The following is a 22,453-nucleotide window of genomic DNA, read 5'->3' as shown; positions in this document are numbered from 1 at the left end:
GGCCCCTGCCCGTATGGCCTCAACTCCGGGTGATCCAGGGCGTGGCCGCCCCGTGCGTCCCGCTCAGGTCGCCTCGGCGATCAGTCCCCGCGCCTGCTTCACATCGATCGCCATCCGCTCCAGCAGGGCGTCGAGGGTGTCGAACTTCTCCTGGCCGCGGATGTAGGCGAGGAAGTCCACGGCGACGTGCAGGCCGTACAGCTCCAGGCCGACGCGGTCGATCGCGTATGCCTCGACCGTGCGCACCTTGCCGTCGAACTGCGGGTTGGTGCCGACCGAGATCGCCGCCGGCATCGCCTCGCCCTCGACGTGCAGCAGGCCGGCGTAGACGCCGTCGGCCGGGATCGCGGTGTGCGGCAGGGTCTCCACGTTGGCCGTCGGGAAGCCCATTTCGCGGCCGCGCTGGGCGCCCCGTACGACGACGCCCTCGACGCGGTGCGGCCGCCCCAGGACCTCCCTCGCACCGGTCACATCGCCCTCGGCGACCAGGCGGCGGGTGAGCGTGGAGGAGAACGCCTCGCCGCCGCCCGCCACGCCCCGCTCGAAGAGGTCGATGACCTCGACGGTGTAGTCGTAGGTGGCGCCGAGTTCGGCGAGGGTGGCGACCGTGCCGCGGGCCTTGTGGCCGAAGCGGAAGTTGGGGCCCTCGACGACGACCTGCGCATGCAGCTTGTCGACCAGCACCTTGACCACGAAATCGGCCGGTGCCAGCTGCGAGAACTCCTTGGTGAACGGGAGGATCAGTACGGCGTCCACACCCAGCTCGGCCATCAGCTCCGCGCGCCGGTGGTGCGGTGCGAGCAGCGGCGGGTGGGTGCCGGGGCGGACGACCTCGCTCGGATGGGGGTCGAAGGTGACGACCACGGCGGGAATGCCCAGCTCACGGGCGCGCGCGACGGCCTTCCCGATGATCAATTGGTGGCCGCGGTGCACACCGTCGTACGAGCCGATGGTGACGACGCTGCGTCCCCAGCCCTCGGGGATGTCCTCCAAGCCACGCCAGCGCTGCACTGTGCCCGCTCCTCGCCCGAACCCTTGTCCGTCCACTGCGCCACTTCACCATGACGCAGGTCTAAGACTGCCATGCCGGGGGCGGTGCTTCGCGCGAAGGGTGCCCCGCCGGTGCGCGAGGACGGATTCCCGCGCGGGGGCGGCCCGGCGGAGCGGGGCGCGGCCGGCCTCTCCGGTGGCGTGCAGGGCGACGCGCGGCCCGTACGCCCGGCGGCGCCACGGCGCTCGGGCCGCATGCCGTACGCCCGGCGGCGCGGCCCGGCGCGCCTGCGACGGCTCGTCCTCGGTGAGCGCGTCCAGCAGCTCGCCCGCCGTGGCGTGATCGACGTCACCAACTCCCTCGCCCCGTCCAGGAGATGACGGCGACCGGCCGCCGTGTACGTCACCCCGGCGCGGGGTCCGGCCCGCGGCGATCAGGAGCGGGGCGGGGCGGGGAGCCCGTCGATCCGCAGGAGGGCCGGCCCGGCCTCCGGGAGGGGTGTCACGGCGTCGGCGGCCGCCGGGCGGGGCCGCTTCCCCTGCGCGGCCCGCACCGCCCGCCGGTGCGCCGCCCAGGCCCTCGTCCGCCACCGGGTCCGCCACCGGGTCCGCCAGGGGCTCGGGCACCACCCGCGCCAGCCCTGCCCCCGCTTCATGGCTGGTCAGCACGGTGCCTGAGGATCCCGAGGGAAGCGGTCGAACGCGCCCCCGTACGCGCCTCGAGTCACTCCGAGCGCCCAGCCGAAGGAGTGAATGGCCGGGGCGCGTTGGACAGAGACAAGGCGAGGGGGAGAGTGGAGCGCGGGCCGGCGCCGGGGGGCCGCGCTCCACCGCCTCCACCGGCGGCCTGGGCTCCCGCGAACCCCTCCCGTAAGGTGCACGCCCAGTGATGTCGAGAGGTGCACCCCGTGACCACCCGTGCGGCCGGCCCGGCCGACCCAGCCGCCCGCACGGCGGCCGACGACCCGCCCACCACCCGCGCGATCCGGCACCGTACCGCGGCCACCGCCACGTCCACCCTGCTTCTGCTCTGCCTGGCGCTCGCGGCCCAGACCGCCCTCGCGCGGCTCCCGGAAGCGATCGTGAGCTGGGGCTTCCCGCTCCTGTACGCGCTGTCCTGCGCCGCCCTGCTGGGCGGCTGCCGCGCCCTCGCCCGCACGCTGCACACCCGCCACCAGGCGCGCGTCCTGCGGACGTACCCGTGGCAGCGCCTGAACGGCGTCCTGCGCCGCGATGACGACGGGCGGCACCACCTGGTCCTGCCCCACCCGGACGTCCCCGGTGAGGAGTTGCGGCTCCCCGTGGACAGCAGGTTCGAGAACGCGCCCGACGAGGTGTGGTTCGCCGGCGACCCCCGCTTCCTGGGCGTCCTCGCGCTGCCCGGCCCCCGGCGGATGACGATGCTCGCGCGGCCCGCGGCGCGCGACTCCCGGCTGCGGGCGTACGCCGGACCGCTGGACGCCGGAGCGCGCGCCCGCGCCCTGGCCGTGGGCGCGCGGGTGGCGCCACCGGCCGGCGCCCTCGAGAACGGCCCGGCCCCGGTGGACGACGCGGCGAAGGTCGCCCTGGACCATGGAACCACCGCCACCGGCCTGCGCCGCTCCCTCGTCCGCCGCCGGATCGCGCTGTACGGCCAACTCGCCGCGCTGACCGGGTTCTTCGTCACCATCTCGCTGCGGGACGACCCCGATCCGCTGCTCCCGGCCGCCCTCGTGCTGTTGCTCGTCGCGCCGTTCACGCTGCTGACCGCGGCACTGGCGGCCGGCGGGACGCGGCGGCTGGAGCGGACCCTGCGGACCTACCCCTGGCAGGAGCTGTACGGCGAGCCCGAGGTGACGGGGTCGGCGCACGACGGCGAGGTCCTGGTCCTCAAGCCGGAGCGGGGCCGTACGGTCCGGCTGCGCGCGGTCCCGCTGCGCAGGCGCTTCGACGCCGCCGAGCGGTTCTGGTTCGCCGGCGATCTGCGCTACGGCGGCGCGGTGTCCGCCCCCGGTGGCGCCGGGCCCGTACGGGTGGTCCGGGTGAAGCCCGCGAAGCCGGGCAAGAGGCGCTCCGGCAGCCCGGAGGCGGACGCCCTCGCCGAGCGGGCGGGACTCACCAGGAACGGCCGCCCCAGGACCTGGGCGTACTGAAACGGCCGGTGGCCGGTCCCGGAGCGCATCCACGCACCGGAACCGGCCACCCGCAGGCCTCCTCGGCGTCAGCCGAACACGGCCAGGCTCTTCGCCTTCCCGCCCTGGTTCTCCACCAGCGCCAGGAACGTGCCGTCCGGCCCGAACGCGGCCACCGGGCCGCTGCCCTCGAACCGCGGGATCGGGATCCGTGCGCCGTTCATCAGCAGCTGTGCCTGCGGCTCGGCCACGTCCCAGCGGGTGAACGCGGCGGCGGCCGCCTCGCCGACCGGCATGACCGGCAGCCCGGGGCCCTCGGTGTCGTCCACCGCGGCCTGCAGCTGCTCGAGCGTGCGCGCCCGGTCCAGCTTGTACGGGCCGACCCGGGTGCGGCGCAGCGCCGTCAGATGGCCGCCGACGCCGAGCCCGGCGCCCAGGTCGCGGGCCAGCGCGCGGATGTACGTACCGGACGAGCACTCGACGGAGACCAGCAGATCGGTCACCGGGGTGCCGTCCGCCGCCTCCGTCTCGGTCACCGAATACACCACGAACGAGGAGACGGTCACCGGACGGGCCGGGATCTCGACGTCCTCACCGTCCCGCACCCGCGAGTAGGACCGCTTGCCGTCGATCTTGATGGCGCTGACCTTCGACGGCACCTGCATGATCGCCCCGGACAGCTCGGCGACACCCGCGTCGATGTCCGCCCGCGCGATGCCGTGCGCCGCCTTTGCCGCGGTGATCTCGCCCTCGGCGTCGTCCGTGACCGTCGTCTGGCCGAGCCGGATCGTGCCGACGTACTCCTTCTCCGTCAGCGCGAGGTGGCCGAGGAGCTTGGTGGCCCGCTCGATGCCCAGGACGAGCACGCCCGTGGCCATCGGGTCGAGCGTGCCGGCATGCCCGACCCGGCGGGTGCGGGCCATGCCGCGCATCTTCGCCACGACATCGTGCGAAGTGAAGCCGGCCGGCTTGTCGACGATGACAAGACCGCCCGGCTTGTTGCTCTCACGCTTCATTCTGCCGCTCGGCCCTCGTCGTCTGCCTCGTCAGCGTCTTCGCCCGGCTTGCGGTACGGGTCGGCCTCACCGGCGTACTGGGCGCCCGAGGACACCTCGCGCACCTTGGCGTCCGAGGCCCGCGCCTTGTCGAGCAGGTCGTCGATCGTCTTGGCGTTCTCCGGCAGGGCGTCCGGCACGAACGCCAGGGTCGGCGTGAACTTCGTGCCGGCCGCCGCGCCGACCGCGGAGCGCAGGATGCCCTTGGCGCTCTCCAGGCCGGCGGCGGCGCTGGCACGGTCCTCGTCGTCCCCGTAGACCGTGTAGAAGACCGTCGCCTCCCGCAGGTCGCCGGTGACCCGGGTGTCCGTGATGGTCACATGCGTGCCGAGCCGCGGGTCCTTGATACCGCGCTGCAGCTTCTGGGCGACCACCTCCCGGATGAGGTCCGCCAGCTTCTTCGCCCGCGCATTGTCGGCCACTGGTCCGTCTCCTTCTTTTCTTCCACAATTGTGCTTCCACCGGCGGCGACGTGCCCGGTCACAGGTCAGTCGTCGTCGCCGTGCAGCCGCCGGCGTACCGACAGCAGCTCCACTTCGGGCCGTGCGGCGACCAGGCGCTCGCAGCGGTCCATGACATCGTTGAGATGCCCGGCGTCCCCGGACACCACCGCCAGGCCGATCTCGGCCCTGCGGTGCAGATCCTGGTCCCCGACCTCGGCGACGCTCACCGCGTATTTGCGGTGCAGCTCGGCGACGATCGGGCGGACGACGGAGCGCTTCTCCTTCAGCGACCGTACGTCGCCGAGAAGCAGGTCAAAGGACAGCGTCCCTACGTACATGCAAGACGGGTCAAGCCACCCGTGGGGCCTTAGGTGTACGAGTCCCTGGAACCGTACGAGTCCTTGGAACCGTACACGCAACGGCCGGGGCCGATCGACGGATTTTCCTCCACCGACCGGCCCCGGCTACGCACTACGTGATCAGCCGCGCGGCTTCTCGCGCATCTCGTACGTCGCGATGACGTCGTCGATCTTGATGTCGTTGAAGTTTCCGAGGTTGATACCGCCCTCGAAGCCTTCGCGGATCTCGGTGACATCGTCCTTGAAGCGGCGCAGACCCTGGATGTTGAGGTCCTCCGCGATGACCTTGCCGTCGCGGACCAGGCGGGCCTTGGTGTTGCGCTTGACCTCGCCGGAGCGGATGAGCACACCCGCGATGTTGCCGAGCTTGGACGAGCGGAAGATCTCGCGGATCTCCGCGGTACCGAGCTCGACCTCCTCGTACTCCGGCTTGAGCAGGCCCTTGAGGGCTGCCTCGATCTCCTCGATCGCCTGGTAGATGACCGAGTAGTAGCGGACGTCGACGCCCTCGCGGTCGGCCATCTGAGTCGCGCGGCCTTCGGCGCGGACGTTGAAGCCGATCACGATCGCGTCGGAGCCGGTCGCCAGGTTGATGTCCGACTCGGTGACCGCACCCACACCGCGGTGCAGGATGCGGATCTCGACCTCTTCGCCGACGTCGAGCTGGAGCAGCGAGGACTCGAGAGCCTCCACCGAACCGGACGCGTCGCCCTTGATGATGATGTTGAGGTCCTGCACCAGGCCGGCCTTGAGCACCTTGTCGAGGTCCTCGAGGGACACCCGGCGGGTGCGCTTGGCGAACGCCGCGTTGCGCTCACGAGCGGCGCGCTTCTCGGCGATCTGACGGGCCGTACGGTCCTCGTCGACAACCAGGAAGTTGTCGCCGGCACCCGGGACGTTGGTCAGACCCAGGACCAGGACGGGGGTCGAGGGACCCGCTTCCTCGACGTGGTTGCCCTTGTCGTCGAGCATCGCGCGGACTCGGCCGTAGGCGTCACCGGCGACGATCGTCTCGCCGACGCGCAGCGTGCCGCGCTGGACCAGGACGGTCGCCACGGCGCCGCGGCCACGGTCGAGGTGGGCCTCGATCGCGATGCCCTGCGCGTCCTGCTCCGCGTTGGCGCGCAGGTCGAGCGAGGCGTCCGCGGTCAGGACGACGGCCTCGAGCAGCTGGTCGATGTTCAGACCCTCACGGGCGGAGATGTCGACGAACATCGTGTCGCCGCCGTACTCCTCGGCCACCAGACCGAACTCGGTGAGCTGGCCGCGCACCTTGGTCGGGTCGGCGCCCTCGACGTCGATCTTGTTGACCGCGACCACGATCGGCACCTCGGCCGCCTTGGCGTGGTTCAGCGCCTCGATCGTCTGCGGCATGACACCGTCGTTGGCCGCCACCACGAGGATCGCGATGTCGGTCGACTTGGCACCACGGGCACGCATGGCGGTGAACGCCTCGTGACCCGGGGTGTCGATGAAGGTGATCCGACGCTCTTCGTCGTTGACCTCGGTCGCGACCTGGTACGCACCGATGTGCTGCGTAATACCGCCGGCCTCGCCCGCGACCACATTGGTCTTACGGATCGCGTCCAGCAGACGGGTCTTACCGTGGTCGACGTGACCCATGACGGTCACGACCGGCGGACGGGAGACGAGCATCTCCTCGCCGCCCTCGTTCTCGCCGAACTCGATGTCGAAGGACTCGAGCAGCTCGCGGTCCTCCTCCTCCGGGCTGACGATCTCGACGACGTAGTTCATCTCGTCGGCGAGCAGCTGCAGCGTCTCGTCGGAGACGGACTGGGTCGCGGTGACCATCTCGCCCAGGTTCAGCATGACCTGGACCAGCGACGCCGGGTTGGCGCTGATCTTCTCCGCGAAGTCCGTCAGCGAGGCACCGCGCGACAGGCGAACCGTCGCACCGTTGCCGCGCGGCAGCATGATGCCGCCGACCGACGGGGCCTGCATGGCCTCGTACTCCTGACGCCTCTGCCGCTTCGACTTACGGCCACGACGCGCCGGACCGCCGGGACGGCCGAACGCACCCTGCGTGCCACCACGGCCGCCGGGGCCGCCGGGACGACCGGCAAAGCCGGGACGACCGCCGCCGAAGCCGCCGCCGCCACCGGGGCCGCCGCCACCGGGACGACCGGCGAAACCGCCGCCGCCACCCGGACGACCGCCGCCGCCACCACCGGGACGACCGGCGAAGCCGCCGCCGCCACCGGGACGACCGCCGCCACCGGGACGACCGGCACCCGCGGGACCGCGACCGCCGCCGCCACCGGGACCCGGACGCGGGCCGGCAGCCGGACGCTGCGGCATCATGCCCGGGTTCGGGCGGTTACCGCCGCCGCCGGGACGCGGGGCGCCACCGGGAGCGGCACCCTGCGGACGGGGCATGCCACCGGGGGTCGGACGGGCGCCGCCCTGACCGCCCTGGGGACGGGGGCCACCCTGGCCGCCGCCCTGCGGACGCGGGCCACCGGGGCCACCCTGGCCGCCGGGACGCGGGGCGCCACCGGGACGGGGGGCCTGCGGACGGGCCATGCCCGTGGAGCCACCGGAGGTGAAGGGATTGTTGCCCGGACGGGGACCGGAGGGACGGGCACCCGAACGGGGGCCCGGACGCTCGCCACCCGGACGCGGGGCACCGCCGCGGCCCTGGCCACCCTGACCACCCTGGCCGGCGGCCGGACGGGCCGGACGCGGGCCGGGGGCACCGGGACGGGGCGCCGACTGGCCGGCAGCCGGAGCGGCCGGTGCGGACGGGGGAGCCTGGAACTCGGGCTGCGCGGGGGCGGCCGGAGCGGGCTTGGGCGCCGCGGGGCGCGCCGGGGTGGGCCGCGGACCCGGGGTGGGGCCGGCGGCGGGAGTGCTCTTGGGTGCCACGGGGGTCACCGGCGCCTCGGGCGCGGCCGGGGCCGCGGAGGCGGCCGGAGCCGGAGCTGCGGGGGCAGCCGGAGCCGGAGCCGCAGGGGCAGCCGGAGCCGGAGCCGCGGGGCCCGGCTTGGGGGCGCCCGGCTTCGGGGCAGCGGGACGTGCCGCCTGCGCCGGAGAGGGCGCCGACGGCTTCGCGGGGGCCGACTTGCGCGGCCCCGCAGGCTTACCGGCGGCGCGGCCGCTGCCGCTGCCTGCCTGGAAAGCGTCAGTCAGCTTGCGTACAACCGGCGCCTCGATCGTCGAGGACGCCGAACGAACAAACTCACCGAGTTCTTGGAGCTTGGCCATGACGACCTTGCTCTCAACTCCGAACTCCTTGGCGAGTTCGTATACCCGGACCTTAGCCACTTCGCTCCTTTTAGGTCCGGGTTACGCCGGACCGTCGCTACTTCATGGGCGTACTCATCGCGTACTCATCGAGTGCTCATCGCAATCTCGACCTACTTCCAACTCGCGAGGTACCTGACCGCACTGGGATCCGTGCGCTGTGCGTTCTTGCCGTGCTTCTACTGCTGTGCGCTCTTGCCATAACGGCTGCTCAAGGCGCCTCCCGCTCAATGACACGACGCAATTGCGTCGTGTCGAACGGCCCTGGGCCCCGAAAGGCCCGGGAAAACGCCCGGCGGCGAACCGCCAGATCGAGACAGACCGGTGCCGGGTGCACATAAGCACCCCGGCCGGGAAGCGTACCGCGCCGATCGGGGGTGCACTCACCCTCGATCACCACGATGCGCAGCAAATCGCCCTTGGCCGCTCGCTCCCGGCACCCCAGACACGTGCGCTCAGGGCATGCGCGGGCATGCGTCCGGCCAGACACTGCTTAAGTCTACCTCCCCGCACCGACCTCACCCCGATGGGGTAAAGCCCGAACGTCTGCTCAAAAAATTCCCGCCGCCCGCCGCGACACCCCCGAGAGGGAGCCGCGGCGGCTGCCGGTTCACTCCTGCGGAGCGTGCTGCTCCGTGTCCGGCCGGATATCGATCCGCCAACCCGTCAGCCGGGCCGCAAGCCGGGCGTTCTGCCCTTCCTTGCCGATGGCCAGCGACAGCTGGTAGTCGGGCACGGTGACCCGGGCGGACCGGGCCGCCAGATCCACGACCTCGACCTTGCTGACCCGCGCCGGCGACAGCGCGTTCGCCACCAGATCCGCCGGGTCGTCCGACCAGTCCACGATGTCGATCTTCTCGCCGTGCAGCTCGGCCATCACGGCCCGGACCCGGCCGCCCATGGGACCGATGCAGGCACCCTTGGCATTCAGCCCGGACCGCGTCGACCGCACCGCGATCTTCGTACGGTGCCCGGCCTCCCGCGCGATGGCCGAGATCTCCACCGACCCGTCCGCGATCTCCGGCACCTCCATGGCGAACAGCTTCTTCACCAGATTGGGATGTGTACGCGACAGCGTCACGGACGGTCCGCGCACTCCCTTGACCACCCGCACGACATACGACCGCAGCCGCGTCCCGTGCGCGTAGTCCTCGCCCGGCACCTGCTCCTGCACCGGCAGCATGGCCTCCATGCGGCCGATGTCGACGAGCACGTTCTTGGGGTCCTTGCCCTGTTGGACGACGCCGGTGATGACGTCACCCTCACGCCCGGCGAACTCGCCGAAGGTGATCTCCTCCTCGGCGTCCCGCAGCCGCTGCAGGATGACCTGCTTGGCGGTGGTCGCCGCGATCCGCCCGAACCCGGACGGGGTGTCGTCGAACTCGCGCGGTTCGGCCCCCTCCTCCAGATCCTGCGGGTCCTCCTTCGCCCACACCGTCACATGCCCGGTGCTGCGGTCCAGCTCCACCCGCGCCTGCCGGCGGCTGCCGTCGGTGCGGTGGTATGCGATGAGGAGGGCCGACTCGATCGCCTCGACCAACAGGTCGAACGAGATCTCCTTCTCCCGCACCAGCCCCCGCAGGGCACTCATGTCGATGTCCACGGCTACGCCTCCTCCTTGTTCTCGTCGTTCTTACGGCTGAATTCCAGCTCGACCCGCGCCTTGGCGATCTCGTCGAACTCGACCCGCCGCTCGGTCGGCTTACGCCCCTTGACCCCCGGCACCTGAAGATCGAGCCCGTTCTCGTCCACGGAAACAATCCGCGCGACGAGTTCGCCGCCCTCACTCAACTGGGCCTTGATCAGCCTTCCGACGGCGCGGCGGTAGTGCCGCAGCTCGGTCAGCGGCCGGTCGGCGCCGGGAGAGGTCACCTCGAGGGTGTACGCGGCGCCGCCCATCACATCGGACTCGTCCAGCACCTGCGAAACCTCGCGGCTCACGGCCGCGCAATCGTCCAACTGGACGCCGTCGTCGGAATCGACCACGATCCTCAGCACCCGCCGCCTGCCTGCGGGGGTCACCTCGATCTCTTCCAGATCCAGGTCTCGCGCGGCGACGAGCGGTTCAAGCAATCCGCGCAGCCTCTCGCTCTGGGTGGTGCTCATCCGGGTGACTCCTCGGCCGCGTGTGCTGTTGTGGGTAGGTCGCGTGTCGGGTCAAAGCCTATCGGTTCCGGCGGGGTACTGACGATTCGGTGGGCGGTCACGGATACTCTCGCCTGCGGTGATCACTACGGAAGACCCCGGGAAGTGGAACGTGCCGAACCTGGCGCTCACGCGCAGAACAACCCTGCTGGCCGGCGCCGCCCTCGGGACGGCCGCCCTGCTCACAGGCTGCTCCGAGGACCCCGCCCCCGAACGGGCCGAAGAATCCTCGGCCGCCGCCCACGTGCGCCGCGAAGCCGCCCGCGACAGCACCGCACTGCTGGCCCGCTACGACGCAACCCTGGCCGCACACCCCGCCCTGGAGGCCGCCCTGCGCCCCCTGCGCGCCGAAGTGGCAGGCCACGCCGAGGCGTTCGGCACCAAGGCCAGGCCCAGCGGCAGCCCCCACACCGGCACCGGCGTGTCGGCCCACAGCCCCACCGAACGGTCCGCCCCCCGGATCCCCCAGAACGAAAAGACGGCCCGCACACAGCTGGCCGAAGCAGAACGCAAACTGTCCGACAAACGCACCAAGGCCCTGCCCACCGCCCCACCGGAGCTGGCCCGCCTGCTCGCCTCGGTGGCCGCAGCAGGCGCCGCCCACGCGTATCTGCTGGCACAGGCATGAGAGGCCACACGCCCATGACGGACTCCACCCGCACCAAGGCCAAGGCCGACGGACCGACCGAGCTGACGGCGCTCCAGGCCGCCCTGTCAGCCGAATACGCAGCCGTCTACGGCTACGGCGTGGTCGGCGGCCGCATCTCCGCCGACCGGCGCAAGGAGGCCCAGTCGGCGTATGACGCCCATCGCGCACACCGGGACGCGCTGCGCCGCACCGTACGGGACCTGGGCGGCACACCGCGGGCCGCGGCGGCCGCCTACGAGCTGCCCTTCCCCGTCCCGGACGCGGCCGCCGCGGCCCGCCTTGCGGCGGAGCTGGAGGACCGCCTGGCCGCCGTCTACGCGGATCTCGTACGGGCCGCGGACACGACCCGCCGTATGGACGCGGCGGCCTCGCTGCGCGAGGCGGCGGTGCGGGCGGTGCGCTGGCGCGGCAGCAGCGTAGCCTTCCCTGGTCTCGTGGAGCGGGCCACGGCCGACGCGCCGCCGAGCTCGCCGGGCGCGCCGAGCGCGCCCTCGAACGCGCTCTGAACGACCGCCCCAGGAAAGGGACAGCCCAGGCATGGCAACGGCACCCATCGAACCGCCGCAGCGGTTGGTGAGTTCGCTGAGCAGCGATCCGGAAGACCTCGTACGGGAGTGGCTCGCCGCCCTCCCCACGCTGGTTCAGCAGCAGCTGGAGGCCTGGGATCTGACGCTGGAAAGGGTGCACGCCCCCGGCGGCCGCAGCAGCCTGCTGGCACTCGTGCACCAGTCGGACGGAACTCCCGCAGCCCTGAAGTTCCCCGCACCGGGCCGGGCTTGCCCCCATGAGGCAACGGCGCTGGAGATATGGGACGGTTGGGGCGCCGTACGCCTCCTGCGCGCCGACGAGAAGACCGGCGCACTCCTGCTGGAACGCCTGCAGAGCGCCGTATCGCTCCGCTCGCTCCCCGAGGCAAAAGCACTCCTGGAGGCGGCGGGAACGGTACGCCGCCTGTGGGTACCACCGGAGCCCGGCCACCCCTTCGCCACCCTGGCCGACCGCACCGCCGAGGCCGTGGAAGCGCTCCGCACAGCCGGCGCACGCACCGAATCCGCCGCCCCCCTGGTGGACGAGGCCCTGGAACTCCGCCGTACCCTCCCCACCACCGCCACCGAGGAGTTCGTCCTGCACGGGGCATTCCGGCAGGGCAAAGTACTGGCCGGCGAACGCGCGCCGTGGCTGGCGATCGGCCCGTCCCCCGTGGTCGGCGAGCGCGCATACGACCTGGCAGCCCTGGTCCTGGACCGCTTCGAGGACGTGATGGCCGGCTCCGGCGCCACCGCCGCGACCCGCCGCCGAGTGGCCAAACTGGCCGACTCCCTGGACGTGGACCGGGACCGCCTGCGCGCCTGGACGCTCTACCGCGCAGTCACCGCAGGCGTACGGGAGTCATCGATGGGAGACCGCCAGCGCGGCGAACTGCTCCTGGAGTTCGCGGCCTGGCTGTAGAAGACGCCCGCCCCCACCGTCCGTCCGCCGCGTACGGACCGGAGGTGCCGTACCGGGGTGTCCCCACGGTGCGGCACCGACCCGATCCACGTACACCAGGCGCACCCCACAGACAAAAAGTCGGCTACGGCGAACCAGCGAATCCCACCGCCGAAATCCACCGCAGCCGACCCCGGAACATCAGGCGCTGAGCCGAGCCACCGCCTCCTCGACGGTCAGCTCCTCCCGCTCCCCCGTCCGCCGGTCCTTGACCTCGACAACGCCCTCACCGGCACGCCGCCCCGCCACCACAATGGTCGGCACACCCAGCAGCTCCGCGTCCGTGAACTTCACACCGGGCGAGACCCCGGCCCGGTCGTCGACCAGCACCCGCAGCCCAGCGGCACCCAGCTGCTCCCCCACCGACAGCGCGAGCTCGGTCTGCTTGGCCTTGCCCGCCGCGACCACGTGCACGTCGGCCGGCGCCACCTCACGCGGCCAGCACAGCCCCGACGCATCGTGCGTCTGCTCGGCCAGCGCAGCCACCGCACGGGAGACGCCGATGCCGTACGACCCCATCGTGACCCGGGTCGGCTTCCCGTTCTGCCCGAGGACGTCCAGCTCGAAGGCGTCCGCGTACTTGCGCCCCAGCTGGAAGATGTGGCCGATCTCGATGGCACGGTCGATGCGCAGACCCGCGCCGCAGTTCGGGCAGGGGTCGCCGGGCTCGACGACCACCACGTCGAGGTAGTCGTCGACCTCGAAGTCACGGCCCGCGACGACGTTGCGGGCGTGCTTGCCCTCCTTGTTGGCACCGGTGATCCAGGAGGTGCCGGAGGCGATCCGCGGGTCGGCAATGTAGCGGAAGGACTTGCCGGCCAGACCCTGCGGCCCGACATAGCCCCGGACCAGCTCCGGCCGGTCGACGAAGTCCTCGGCGGTGACCAGCTCCACGGTGGCCGGCGCCAGGTGCTCGCCCAGCTTGCCCAGGTCGACCTCGCGGTCACCGGGCACGCCCACCGCGACAATCTCGCCGTCGACCTTGACCAGCAGGTTCTTCAGGGTCGCGGAGGCCGGTACGCCCAGGTGCCCGGCGAGCGTCTCGATGGTCGGGGTGTCGGGGGTGTCCAGCTCCTCGACGGGACCGGCGGCGCTGCCGTCCACCGCCGCCACCTTGACCGTGACGGCCTCGGTGTTCGCCGCGTAGTCACACTCGGGGCAGTCCACGAAGGTGTCCTCGCCGGCCTGGGCGGGGGCCAGGAACTCCTCGGACGCCGAGCCGCCCATCGCACCGGAGACGGCGGAAACGATGCGGTAGTCCAGGCCCAGACGCGCGAAGATCTTCTGGTACGCCTCGCGGTGCAGGGCGTAGGACTGCGCCAGGCCCTCGTCCGTGGTGTCGAAGCTGTACGAGTCCTTCATCTGGAACTCGCGCCCGCGCAGCACGCCGGAGCGGGGCCGGGCCTCGTCGCGGTACTTGGTCTGGATCTGGTAGAGGATCACCGGCAGGTCCTTGTAGGACGTGCACTGGTCCTTGACCGTCAGAGTGAAGATCTCTTCGTGGGTGGGCCCGAGCAGGTAGTCCGCGCCCTTGCGGTCCTTGAGGCGGAAGAGGAGATCGCCGTACTCCTCCCAGCGCCCGCTGGCCTCGTAGGGCTCCTTGGGGAGCAGGGCCGGCAGCAGCACTTCCTGTCCGCCGATGGCGTCCATCTCTTCGCGGACGATACGGGAGACGTTCTCCAGGACCTTCTTGCCCAGCGGCAGCCACGTCCAGATACCGGCGGAGGAGCGGCGGACGTACCCGGCGCGGACGAGCAGCTTGTGGCTGGCGGTCTCGGCGTCGGCCGGGTCCTCGCGCAGTGTCTTGATCATCAAGCGGGACATGCGCTGAACCTGTGCGGCGTTGGCCATGGGAGTTTCTCCTGCGTAAGAAAGGTGACTCCCAGGAGGTTAGCCGCACCGGTGTGAACCATGGAAATGCGTTCCGCTCAGGGCCGCATCCACCACCGCTCAGGGCCGTATCAACGGCAACGGGGCCCCCATCACCGCATAAGGCATGGGCGCACTGGGAAACAACACCCGCCGCGCAATGTCCTGGTACCCCAGCGACCGGTACAGCCCGCGGGCGGGACTCTCCACATCGATGGCGGACAGAATCGACCGCGGCTCCCGCGCCGCGTCCGTGATGCGGGTGATCAGCTCCCGTCCGATCCCCCGCCCCTGATAGGCGGGATGGACATGCAGCTCGGTGATGACGAAGGCATCGTCCAGCCAGTGATCAAGATGCTCACTGCGCAGATACGGCTCGACCACGGTGGACCACCAGTGCGCCCGGTCATTGGGCATCCCGTACACGAACCCGATGAGCCGCCCCGCCGGGGTGGTGGCCCCCAGGGCCCGCGCCCCGCGGCAGCCGAGGTGCCGCAGCACGATGTGCCGCCGCACCGCGATCTCGTCATCGCTCAGTCCGAACGCCAGCGCCTGCACCGCGAGCGCGTCGTCCACGCGGGCGGCGAGATCGAGAGGGCCGACCGCGACATCATCCATGGTCGCGAGCGTACAAGGCGGCACGCTCGAAGGTCACGACCACAAAGACTCACGACACCGAACAGGACACCCGCAGCCCGCCCCGCCTCAGAACAGCACACTCATGAACGCCCCGACCTCCTCGAACCCCACCCGCCGGTACGAGGCACGAGCAGCGGTGTTGAAGTCGTTCACATAGAGGCTGACCACCGGCGCCACATCGCTCAGCGCATACCGCAGCACCGCCGCCATCCCCGTCTCGGACAGTCCCTTGCCCCGGTAGGCGGGATCGACCCAGACCCCCTGGATCTGGCAGGCCCGCGGCGTAGCGGCCCCGATCTCGGCCTTGAAGATGACCTGGCCGTCGTCGATCCGGGCGAAGGAGCGACCGGATCCGACCAGCTCGGCGACGCGCGCCTGATACAGCAGCCCGCCGTCGCCGGCCATCGGCGAGATGCCGACCTCTTCGGTGAACATGGCCACGCACGCGGGCATGATCACGTCCATCTCGGTCTTGCGGATCCGCCGGACGCCGGGGTCGGGCGCAATCTCCGCGGACGGCGAGGAGGTGACCATCAGCGGCTGGTGGCGGCGGACCTCCCGGGCCGGCCCCCAGTACGGCTCCAGCAGCGACCACAGCTCGGTCGCCGGCCCCGCGGGCCCGACGATGGACGAGCACCGCCGCCCCTGCCGCCGCGCCCGCTCGGCGAAGCCGCGTACGGCTTCCGAGGTGGCACAGACCGGCACGAGGTTGGCTCCGGCGTAGCACAGCGACTCCAGCCGCCCTCCGACGTACCAGCCCCACATCTCGCCGCCGAGGCGCCAGGGGTCGAGCCCGGCGATCTGTACGCGGGCGGCGACGAAGGCGTTGGCGACCGGGTCGCGGTCCAGGACCGCGAGGGCATCATCGAGCTCCCCGGGCTCGAGGACCTTGATGGTCGTGGTCGTCAGCACGTGTCGGAATGCCTCACCGTTACGGGCCTGGGAGGCCAGGCGGGAGCAGGTCTTGGCACTTTACCTCCCCCTGCGCGGGAGCACCCGGCCCGCTGTGGAGCGGCCGCCCGCGGGCATCCGCGGGCCCCGCGCCCGGGCATCGGCGAGCCCCGCGGCCCTGGTGGGGCGGCGGGGCTCGGCGGCAGTGCGCGGGCGGATCAGCCGGCGGCGGAGACCACCGGGGCGCCGGACTCGACCCCGTCCTTCTCCATCTGCTCGGCGATCTTCAGGGCCTCTTCGATCAGCGTCTCGACGATCTTCGACTCGGGCACGGTCTTGATCACCTCGCCCTTCACGAAGATCTGGCCCTTCCCGTTGCCGGAGGCCACGCCCAGGTCGGCCTCCCGCGCCTCGCCCGGACCGTTGACGACACAGCCCATGACGGCGACGCGCAGCGGCACCTCCATGCCCTCCAGACCGGCGGTGACCTCGTCGGCGAGCTTGTAGACGTCGACCTGGGCACGGCCGCAGGAGGGGCAGGAGACGATCTCGAGGCGGCGCTGGCGGAGGTTGAGCGACTCCAGGATGGAGATGCCCACCTTGACCTCTTCGGCGGGCGGCGCGGACAGCGAGACGCGGATGGTGTCGCCGATGCCCTCGCTCAGCAGCGCGCCGAAGGCGACCGCGGACTTGATGGTGCCCTGGAAGGCGGGCCCGGCCTCGGTCACACCGAGGTGCAGCGGGTAGTCGCACTGGGCCGCGAGCTGCCGGTAGGCATTGACCATCACGACGGGGTCGTTGTGCTTGACGGAGATCTTGATGTCCCGGAAGCCGTGCTCCTCGAAGAGGGACGCCTCCCACAGGGCCGACTCCACCAGGGCTTCCGGCGTCGCCTTGCCGTACTTCTGGAGCAGCCGGCGGTCGAGCGAGCCGGCGTTGACGCCGATACGGATCGGGGTCCCGGCGTCGGAGGCCGCCTTGGCGATCTCCTTGACCTGGTCGTCGAACTGCTTGATGTTGCCCGGGTTCACCCGGACCGCGGCGCAGCCCGCGTCGATGGCGGCGAACACATACTTCGGCTGGAAGTGGATGTCGGCAATGACCGGGATCTGCGACTTCTTCGCAATGATCGGGAGCGCATCGGCGTCGTCCTGCGTGGGGCAGGCGACGCGGACGATCTGGCAGCCGGAGGCGGTCAGCTCGGCGATCTGCTGGAGGGTCGCGCCGATGTCGGACGTCCGCGTGGTCGTCATCGACTGCACCGAGACCGGTGCGTCTCCGCCCACGGCGACCGAACCGACGTGGATCTTGCGGCTGACACGGCGGTCGGCGAGCTTGGTCGGTACGTCCGGCATTCCCAGCGCAATGGCAGTCATCTGGCGAGCAACCCCAAGGTGTGGATCAAGGTCCCGTATTCGGCGGGCTCCGGCATCCGAGATTACGTCACCCGGGTTGCGGTCAGCACATCGCGCCCCGGAGGCCCCTCGAAAGGGGACGGCCGGGCACCTCCAAACGCTTCGGAGGTGCCCGGCCGCCGCCAAACGCACTTTTCGGCCGACCTGTCCCGGCCGGCTTCGCCGTCAGGTCAGCTTCACCGGATTCACCACATCCGCCACCAGCACCAGCAGCGTGAAACAGATGAAGATCCCGGCCACGACGTAGGCGACCGGCATCAGCTTGGCGACGTCGAAGGGGCCGGGGTCCGGGCGCCGGACGATCTTGGCGAAGGCGCGGCGGATCGACTCCCACACGGCGCCGGCGATGTGCCCGCCGTCCAGCGGCAGCAGCGGCAGCATGTTGAACAGGAACAGCGAGAGGTTGAAGCCGGCGACCAGGAAGAGCATGGTCGCCACCCGCTGCTCCGGCGGGATGTTCAGCGAGAAGACCTCGCCGCCCACCCGGGCCGCGCCGACCACGCCCATCGGGGAGTCCTGCTTGCGCTCGCCGCCGTTGAAGGCCGCGTCCCACAGGTCCGGGACCTTGGAGGGCAGGTTGACCAGCGAGGAGACGCCCTGCTGGACCATGTTGCCCATGCGGTCGACGGACTGGCCGAAGGACTGCTGGACGACTCCGCTGGCGGGCGTGAAGCCGAGGAATCCCGCCGTGACGTACTGGCCGGGAACGTAGCCGCCGTGTCCGTCCGTCTTGGCGACCTTGTTCTCTATCAGGTCGGCGTGGAGGGTCTGCCGTACGCCGTGCCGCTCGACGACGAGGGTGGCGGGACCGGTGGTGTCGCGGATCTGCCCCTGGAGGGCGCCCCAGTCCGGTACGGCGTGCCCGTTGAACGAGATGATCTTGTCGCCGGCCTTCAGGCCCGCGGCCTTGGCCGGGGAGTCCTTGGCGTCGTTCGGGCACTTGTCGGTCTTGGCGGACGCCGAGATGACACAGTCCGAGACCGAGCCCACCTGGGTGGTCTGGGTGTTGATGCCGAAGCCCATCAGCACGCTCATGAAGATCACGACCGCGAGGATCAGGTTCATGAACGGCCCGGCGAACATCACGATGATGCGCTTCCAGGGCTTGCGGGTGTAGAACAGCCGCTTTTCGTCGCCGGGCTGGAGCTCCTCGAAGGCCGCCGAGCGGGCGTCCTCGATCATGCCGCGGAACGGCGAGGTGGAGCGGGCCTGCAGCTTCCCGTCGTCGCCGGGCGGGAACATCCCGATCATGCGGATGTAGCCGCCGAGCGGGATGGCCTTGATGCCGTACTCGGTGTCGCCCTTCTTACGGGAGAAGAGCGTCGGCCCGAAGCCCACCATGTACTGCGGCACCCGGATGCCGAACATCTTGGCCGTGGAGAGATGGCCGAGTTCGTGCCAGGCGATGGAGAAGAGCAGGCCGACGACGAAGACGACTATGCCCAGGATGGTCATCCAGGTCGTCATGCGCGAGCCTCCGAAGGTGTCCGTGCCGCACGGGCGGCAAGTTCCCGGGCGCGGGCGCGCGCCCAGGTTTCCGCCTGCAAGACGTCCGCCACGGTCAGCGAGGTTCCCCGCCCGGCCACGTCGTGTTCGGCGACCACTTCCGCGACCGTATCCACAATCCCTGTGAACGGCAGCTTGCCGTTCAGGAAGGCATCCACGCATTCCTCGTTCGCGGCGTTGAAGACGGCAGGGGCCGTGCCGCCCAGATCACCCACGTGACAGGCCAGCGGGACGGACGGGAAGGCCTGCGCGTCCAGCGGGAAGAACTCCCAGGTCTGCGCCTTCGTCCAGTCGATGCCCGGTGCCGCGTCCGGGACCCGCTCGGGCCAGCCCAGGCCCAGGGCGATCGGCATCCGCATGTCGGGCGGGCTGGCCTGGGCCAGGGTGGAACCGTCGGTGAATTCCACCATCGAGTGGATATAGGACTGCGGATGAACCACGACCTCGATGCGGTCGAAGGGGACGTCGAAGAGCAGATGCGCCTCGATGACCTCCAGGCCCTTGTTGACCAGGGTCGAGGAGTTGATGGTGACGACCGGGCCCATGGACCAGGTGGGGTGGGCGAGGGCCTGTTCGGGTGTCACACCGGCCAGCTCCTGCTTCGTACGGCCGCGGAACGGGCCGCCGGAGGCGGTGACGACGAGCTTGCGGACCTCGGCGCGCGCGCCGCCGGCCAGCGCCTGGAAGAGCGCGGAGTGCTCGGAGTCGACGGGGATGATCTGGCCGGGCGCGGCGAGGGCCTTGACCAGCGGACCGCCGACGATCAGGGATTCCTTGTTGGCCAGGGCGAGCACCCGGCCGGCCTTGAGGGCGGCGAGGGTGGGGGCGAGGCCGATGGAGCCGGTGATGCCGTTGAGGACGGTGTGGCAGGGGGAGGCGGCGAGTTCGGTGGCGGCGTCGGGGCCGGCCAGGATCTCGGGCAGCGGCTCCCCGGTCCCGTAACGGGCGGTGAGGGCCTCGCGCAGTGCGGGGACGGCGTTCTCCCGGGCGACGGCAACGGCGGACACCCTCAGCTGGTGCGCCTGGTCGGCGAGCAGGTCCACCCGGCCGCCGGCCGCGGAGAGCGCGGTGACCCGGAAGCGGCCGGGGTTGCGCAGCACGATGTCGATCGCCTGCGTGCCGATAGAACCGGTCGAGCCGAGGATCACGATGTCGCGCGGGCCTGCCGGGCCGGTGGCGGCCGGCTCGAAGCGCAGGTGCGGATGTGCGAGGGAGGAGTCCGTCATGTGGTCCATTGTTGCCGGTCGCCGGCGCTCCTCGTACGGGGGACCCGGAGGCCGCCCGTACGAGGGCAGGGGGTGTCACCTCAGCGGACGGGGCGGCGCACATTGTCCTTCGTGCTGGGGCCGGGGGTGGCGTCCGCGATCCAGGGGCCGTCGCCGCTGGGGTCGATGACGCCCTCCTCCAGCCAGGTGTAGCTGCCGCCCAGGACCCCGTTGACGATCTTGCGGTCGAGGGCGTCGGTGTTGGTCCACAGCCGGGCGAAGAGTTCCTCGACGCGGATCCGCGACTGGCGGCAGAAGACCTCGGCGAGCTGGTGGGCCTCGCGGCCGTGCTCGCCGGTCAGCCGCAGATGTTCGGCCCGTACGCAGGCCGCGCTCATGGCGAAGAGTTCGGCGCCGATGTCGACGATCCGGCCGAGGAAGCCCTGCTTGGTCTCCATCCGGCCCTGCCAGCGGGACATCGCGTAGAAGGTGGACCGGGCGAGCTTGCGGGAGGCGCGTTCGACATAGCGCAGATGGCTGGCGAGTTCGCCGAACTCCTGGTAGGTACGCGGGAGTTGACCGGGTCCGGCGACGAGCTTGGGGAGCCAGCGGGCGTAGAAGCCGCCGGCCTGGACGGCGGCCCGGCCCTTCTCGGCGAGGGATTTGTCGGGGTCGATGAGGTCGCCGGCGACCGACAGATGGGCGTCGACGGCCTCGCGGGCGATCAGCAGATGCATGATCTCCGTCGAGCCCTCGAAGATCCGGTTGATGCGCATATCGCGCAGCGTCTGCTCGGCGGGGACGGCGCGTTCGCCGCGGGCGGCGAGCGATGCGGCGGTCTCGAAGCCGCGGCCGCCGCGGATCTGCACCAGCTCGTCGGCCATCAGCCAGCCCATCTCGGAGCCGTAGAGCTTGGCGAGGGCGGCCTCGATACGGATGTCGTTGCGGTTCTCGTCGGCCATCTGGGAGGAGAGGTCGACAACGGCCTCGAGGGCGAAGGTGGTGGCCGCGATGAAGGAGACCTTGCCGCCGACGGCTTCGTGTTGGGCGATCGGCCTGCCCCACTGCTCGCGGGCCGCGGACCACTCGCGGGCGATCTTCAGGCACCACTTGCCGACGCCGACGCACATCGCGGGCAGCGAGAGGCGGCCGGTGTTGAGGGTGGTCAGGGCGATCTTGAGGCCGGCGCCCTCGGGGCCGATGCGGTTCGCCGCGGGGACGCGGACGCGGTGGAAGCGGGTGACGCCGTTCTCCAGTCCGCGCAGGCCCATGAAGGCGTTGCGGTTCTCGACGGTGATACCGGGCGAGTCCGCCTCGACGACGAAGGCGGTGATGCCGCCCTTGTGGCCCTCGGAGGCCGGCACCCGCGCCATCACGACGAGCAGGTCGGCGACCACGCCGTTGGTGGTCCACAGCTTCACGCCGTCCAAGACGTAGTGCTCCCCGTCAGGCACGGCGGTGGTGGCCAGCCGGGCCGGGTCGGAGCCGACGTCCGGCTCCGTCAGCAGGAAGGCCGAGATGTCGCTGCGGGCGCACCGCGGCAGGAAGGTGTCCCTCTGCTCCTGGGTGCCGAAGAGCTTGAGCGGCTGCGGCACACCGATGGACTGGTGCGCGGAGAGCAGCGCGCCGATGGCGGGGCTGGCGGAGCCGGCCAGGGCGAGGGCCCGGTTGTAGTAGACCTGGGTGAGGCCGAGGCCGCCGTACTTGGTGTCGATCTTCATACCGAGCGCGCCGAGCTCCTTGAGCCCGTTCAGCGTCTCGTCGGGGATCTGTGCCTCGCGCTCGATCCGGGCGCCGTCGACCTCGGTCTCGCAGAACGCACGGAGCGTGGCCAGGAACTTCTCACCGCGCCGTACATCGTCCGCCGCCGGGGTGGGGTGCGGATGGATGAGGTCGAGGCGGAAGCGCCCCAGGAACAGTTCCTTGGCGAAGCTGGGCTTGCGCCAGGCCTGCTCACGGGCCGCCTCGGCAACCTGCCGCGCTTCGCGTTCGGAAACCTTGCGGATGGACGGAGCGGTCATCAGGAGCTCACCTCACCGCGATCGGGAGTGCTGCGCCGGAGGGCCGGTCGGCCGCCGGACAGTGCTACTTGTGAGGGTTACCCGATCCGTAGGGGTTGCACCAGTGGTGCCGCAGGGAAGGGGCGGGCGAGCGGGCGGGTATCCGCCATGGGCCATCTGGGGTGTGGCTTCGGCCGGCCGGGGGTCTGCCCCATCCGCCGTTCGGGGGGTGCGGCGTACTGCGCTGGTTGTACGCGCGGCCGCGGCTCCACCCTGGGGTGAAGGCCCGGCTCCGCCTCGGACAGGAGGGCAGGAGCGCGCTCGGGCCGTACCGTCGGACTCCGGCATGACGGCGAGAGCGGTCACGGATGCCGGGCGGGGAGAACGGGGGACGCGGCGCGCTCCGGAACAGGGTGCCGGAGCG

General features: G+C 71.3%; 20 protein-coding genes. 5 read left to right on the top strand and 15 right to left on the bottom strand.

What is annotated here, in order from left to right:
- Positions 1 to 63 precede the first annotated feature (63 nt).
- On the bottom strand, positions 64 to 1,011 hold the full coding sequence (locus tag AB0D04_RS34290) for a bifunctional riboflavin kinase/FAD synthetase (RefSeq protein ID WP_362711292.1): 948 nt from the start codon (positions 1,009 to 1,011) through the stop codon (positions 64 to 66).
- Positions 1,012 to 1,122: 111 nt separating this feature from the next.
- Here AB0D04_RS34290 and AB0D04_RS34285 point away from each other — a divergent pair, with 111 nt between their 5' ends.
- The gene (locus AB0D04_RS34285) at positions 1,123 to 1,371 is read left to right on the top strand and encodes a hypothetical protein (protein WP_362711291.1); all 249 of its coding nucleotides are present in this window, start codon (positions 1,123 to 1,125) and stop codon (positions 1,369 to 1,371) included.
- 527 nt (positions 1,372 to 1,898) lie between these two features.
- Positions 1,899 to 3,122 (top strand): hypothetical protein, encoded by a 1,224-nt coding sequence (locus AB0D04_RS34280; RefSeq protein ID WP_362711290.1) that lies wholly within the window; start codon positions 1,899 to 1,901, stop codon positions 3,120 to 3,122.
- Positions 3,123 to 3,190: 68 nt separating this feature from the next.
- On the opposite strand, the gene truB is transcribed toward AB0D04_RS34280, so the two are convergent.
- The 7 genes from truB to rimP form a co-directional block, all read right to left on the bottom strand.
- Complete coding sequence (gene truB / locus AB0D04_RS34275; protein WP_362711289.1) at positions 3,191 to 4,117, bottom strand: tRNA pseudouridine(55) synthase TruB; 927 nt, start codon at positions 4,115 to 4,117, stop codon at positions 3,191 to 3,193.
- Positions 4,114 to 4,578: a 30S ribosome-binding factor RbfA gene (gene rbfA, locus AB0D04_RS34270; protein WP_362711288.1), complete on the bottom strand. Its 465-nt coding sequence runs from the start codon at positions 4,576 to 4,578 to the stop codon at positions 4,114 to 4,116. The genes truB and rbfA overlap by 4 nt, the downstream gene beginning before the upstream one ends.
- Before the next feature lie 65 nt (positions 4,579 to 4,643).
- Positions 4,644 to 4,937, bottom strand: coding sequence for a DUF503 domain-containing protein (locus AB0D04_RS34265; protein WP_362711287.1), 294 nt, complete (start codon positions 4,935 to 4,937; stop codon positions 4,644 to 4,646).
- Positions 4,938 to 5,078: 141 nt separating this feature from the next.
- A complete protein-coding gene (gene infB, locus AB0D04_RS34260; protein ID WP_362711286.1) occupies positions 5,079 to 8,243 on the bottom strand; it encodes a translation initiation factor IF-2 in 3,165 nt (1,054 codons plus the stop codon).
- A gap of 190 nt (positions 8,244 to 8,433) precedes the next feature.
- A complete protein-coding gene (locus AB0D04_RS34255; protein ID WP_362711285.1) occupies positions 8,434 to 8,712 on the bottom strand; it encodes a YlxR family protein in 279 nt (92 codons plus the stop codon).
- Positions 8,713 to 8,832: 120 nt separating this feature from the next.
- A complete protein-coding gene (nusA, locus tag AB0D04_RS34250; RefSeq protein WP_362711284.1) occupies positions 8,833 to 9,825 on the bottom strand; it encodes a transcription termination factor NusA in 993 nt (330 codons plus the stop codon).
- A 2-nt stretch (positions 9,826 to 9,827) separates the two neighbouring features.
- Entirely contained in the window at positions 9,828 to 10,328 is a 501-nt protein-coding gene (gene rimP / locus AB0D04_RS34245) for a ribosome maturation factor RimP (protein WP_362711283.1), read from the bottom strand.
- A 118-nt stretch (positions 10,329 to 10,446) separates the two neighbouring features.
- Here rimP and AB0D04_RS34240 point away from each other — a divergent pair, with 118 nt between their 5' ends.
- The 3 genes from AB0D04_RS34240 to AB0D04_RS34230 are packed head-to-tail and all read left to right on the top strand — an operon-like array spanning position 10,447 to position 12,465.
- Positions 10,447 to 10,995 carry a hypothetical protein gene (locus AB0D04_RS34240; RefSeq protein WP_362711282.1) on the top strand — a complete coding sequence of 183 codons (549 nt, stop codon included), beginning with the start codon at positions 10,447 to 10,449 and terminating at the stop codon, positions 10,993 to 10,995.
- Positions 10,996 to 11,009: 14 nt separating this feature from the next.
- Positions 11,010 to 11,522 carry a ferritin-like domain-containing protein gene (locus AB0D04_RS34235; protein ID WP_362711281.1) on the top strand — a complete coding sequence of 171 codons (513 nt, stop codon included), beginning with the start codon at positions 11,010 to 11,012 and terminating at the stop codon, positions 11,520 to 11,522.
- 31 nt (positions 11,523 to 11,553) lie between these two features.
- Positions 11,554 to 12,465, top strand: a complete 912-nt coding sequence (locus AB0D04_RS34230) for an aminoglycoside phosphotransferase family protein (RefSeq protein ID WP_362711280.1) — start codon at positions 11,554 to 11,556, stop codon at positions 12,463 to 12,465.
- 180 nt (positions 12,466 to 12,645) lie between these two features.
- Here the strand turns inward: AB0D04_RS34230 and AB0D04_RS34225 are convergent, their stop codons facing one another.
- From AB0D04_RS34225 to AB0D04_RS34195, 7 genes are all read right to left on the bottom strand, one after another.
- Positions 12,646 to 14,355, bottom strand: a complete 1,710-nt coding sequence (locus tag AB0D04_RS34225) for a proline--tRNA ligase (RefSeq protein WP_362711279.1) — start codon at positions 14,353 to 14,355, stop codon at positions 12,646 to 12,648.
- Between the two features lie 99 nt (positions 14,356 to 14,454).
- Positions 14,455 to 14,991 carry a GNAT family N-acetyltransferase gene (locus tag AB0D04_RS34220; RefSeq protein WP_362711278.1) on the bottom strand — a complete coding sequence of 179 codons (537 nt, stop codon included), beginning with the start codon at positions 14,989 to 14,991 and terminating at the stop codon, positions 14,455 to 14,457.
- An 87-nt stretch (positions 14,992 to 15,078) separates the two neighbouring features.
- Complete coding sequence (locus AB0D04_RS34215; protein ID WP_362711277.1) at positions 15,079 to 15,924, bottom strand: GNAT family N-acetyltransferase; 846 nt, start codon at positions 15,922 to 15,924, stop codon at positions 15,079 to 15,081.
- A 197-nt stretch (positions 15,925 to 16,121) separates the two neighbouring features.
- The gene (gene ispG / locus AB0D04_RS34210) at positions 16,122 to 17,279 is read right to left on the bottom strand and encodes a flavodoxin-dependent (E)-4-hydroxy-3-methylbut-2-enyl-diphosphate synthase (RefSeq protein ID WP_362711276.1); all 1,158 of its coding nucleotides are present in this window, start codon (positions 17,277 to 17,279) and stop codon (positions 16,122 to 16,124) included.
- Between the two features lie 204 nt (positions 17,280 to 17,483).
- Positions 17,484 to 18,785 (bottom strand): site-2 protease family protein, encoded by a 1,302-nt coding sequence (locus tag AB0D04_RS34205; protein ID WP_362711275.1) that lies wholly within the window; start codon positions 18,783 to 18,785, stop codon positions 17,484 to 17,486.
- The gene (gene dxr, locus AB0D04_RS34200) at positions 18,782 to 20,050 is read right to left on the bottom strand and encodes a 1-deoxy-D-xylulose-5-phosphate reductoisomerase (protein ID WP_362711274.1); all 1,269 of its coding nucleotides are present in this window, start codon (positions 20,048 to 20,050) and stop codon (positions 18,782 to 18,784) included. Before dxr ends, AB0D04_RS34205 begins: the two co-directional genes overlap by 4 nt.
- 80 nt (positions 20,051 to 20,130) lie before the next feature.
- On the bottom strand, positions 20,131 to 22,050 hold the full coding sequence (locus AB0D04_RS34195; protein WP_362711273.1) for an acyl-CoA dehydrogenase family protein: 1,920 nt from the start codon (positions 22,048 to 22,050) through the stop codon (positions 20,131 to 20,133).
- Positions 22,051 to 22,453 lie beyond the last annotated feature (403 nt).

The sequence above is a fragment of the Streptomyces sp. NPDC048483 genome (assembly GCF_040651455.1).
Lineage (GTDB): Bacteria > Actinomycetota > Actinomycetes > Streptomycetales > Streptomycetaceae > Streptomyces.
The sequence above is the reverse complement of the archived record's forward strand: the minus strand, read 5'-3'. Positions and strand labels throughout refer to the sequence as shown.

Excerpts from the sequence above, each read along its gene's own strand:
- truB (WP_362711289.1), bottom strand. The coding sequence starts at position 4,117 with ATGAAGCGTGAGAGCAACAAGCCGGGCGGTCTTGTCATCGTCGACAAG.
- AB0D04_RS34265 (WP_362711287.1), bottom strand. The coding sequence starts at position 4,937 with ATGTACGTAGGGACGCTGTCCTTTGACCTGCTTCTCGGCGACGTACGG.
- rimP (WP_362711283.1), bottom strand. The coding sequence starts at position 10,328 with ATGAGCACCACCCAGAGCGAGAGGCTGCGCGGATTGCTTGAACCGCTC.
- AB0D04_RS34235 (WP_362711281.1), top strand. The coding sequence starts at position 11,010 with ATGACGGACTCCACCCGCACCAAGGCCAAGGCCGACGGACCGACCGAG.
- AB0D04_RS34230 (WP_362711280.1), top strand. The coding sequence starts at position 11,554 with ATGGCAACGGCACCCATCGAACCGCCGCAGCGGTTGGTGAGTTCGCTG.
- AB0D04_RS34225 (WP_362711279.1), bottom strand. The coding sequence starts at position 14,355 with ATGGCCAACGCCGCACAGGTTCAGCGCATGTCCCGCTTGATGATCAAG.
- AB0D04_RS34220 (WP_362711278.1), bottom strand. The coding sequence starts at position 14,991 with ATGGATGATGTCGCGGTCGGCCCTCTCGATCTCGCCGCCCGCGTGGAC.
- ispG (WP_362711276.1), bottom strand. The coding sequence starts at position 17,279 with ATGACTGCCATTGCGCTGGGAATGCCGGACGTACCGACCAAGCTCGCC.
- AB0D04_RS34205 (WP_362711275.1), bottom strand. The coding sequence starts at position 18,785 with ATGACGACCTGGATGACCATCCTGGGCATAGTCGTCTTCGTCGTCGGC.
- dxr (WP_362711274.1), bottom strand. The coding sequence starts at position 20,050 with ATGACGGACTCCTCCCTCGCACATCCGCACCTGCGCTTCGAGCCGGCC.
- AB0D04_RS34195 (WP_362711273.1), bottom strand. The coding sequence starts at position 22,050 with ATGACCGCTCCGTCCATCCGCAAGGTTTCCGAACGCGAAGCGCGGCAG.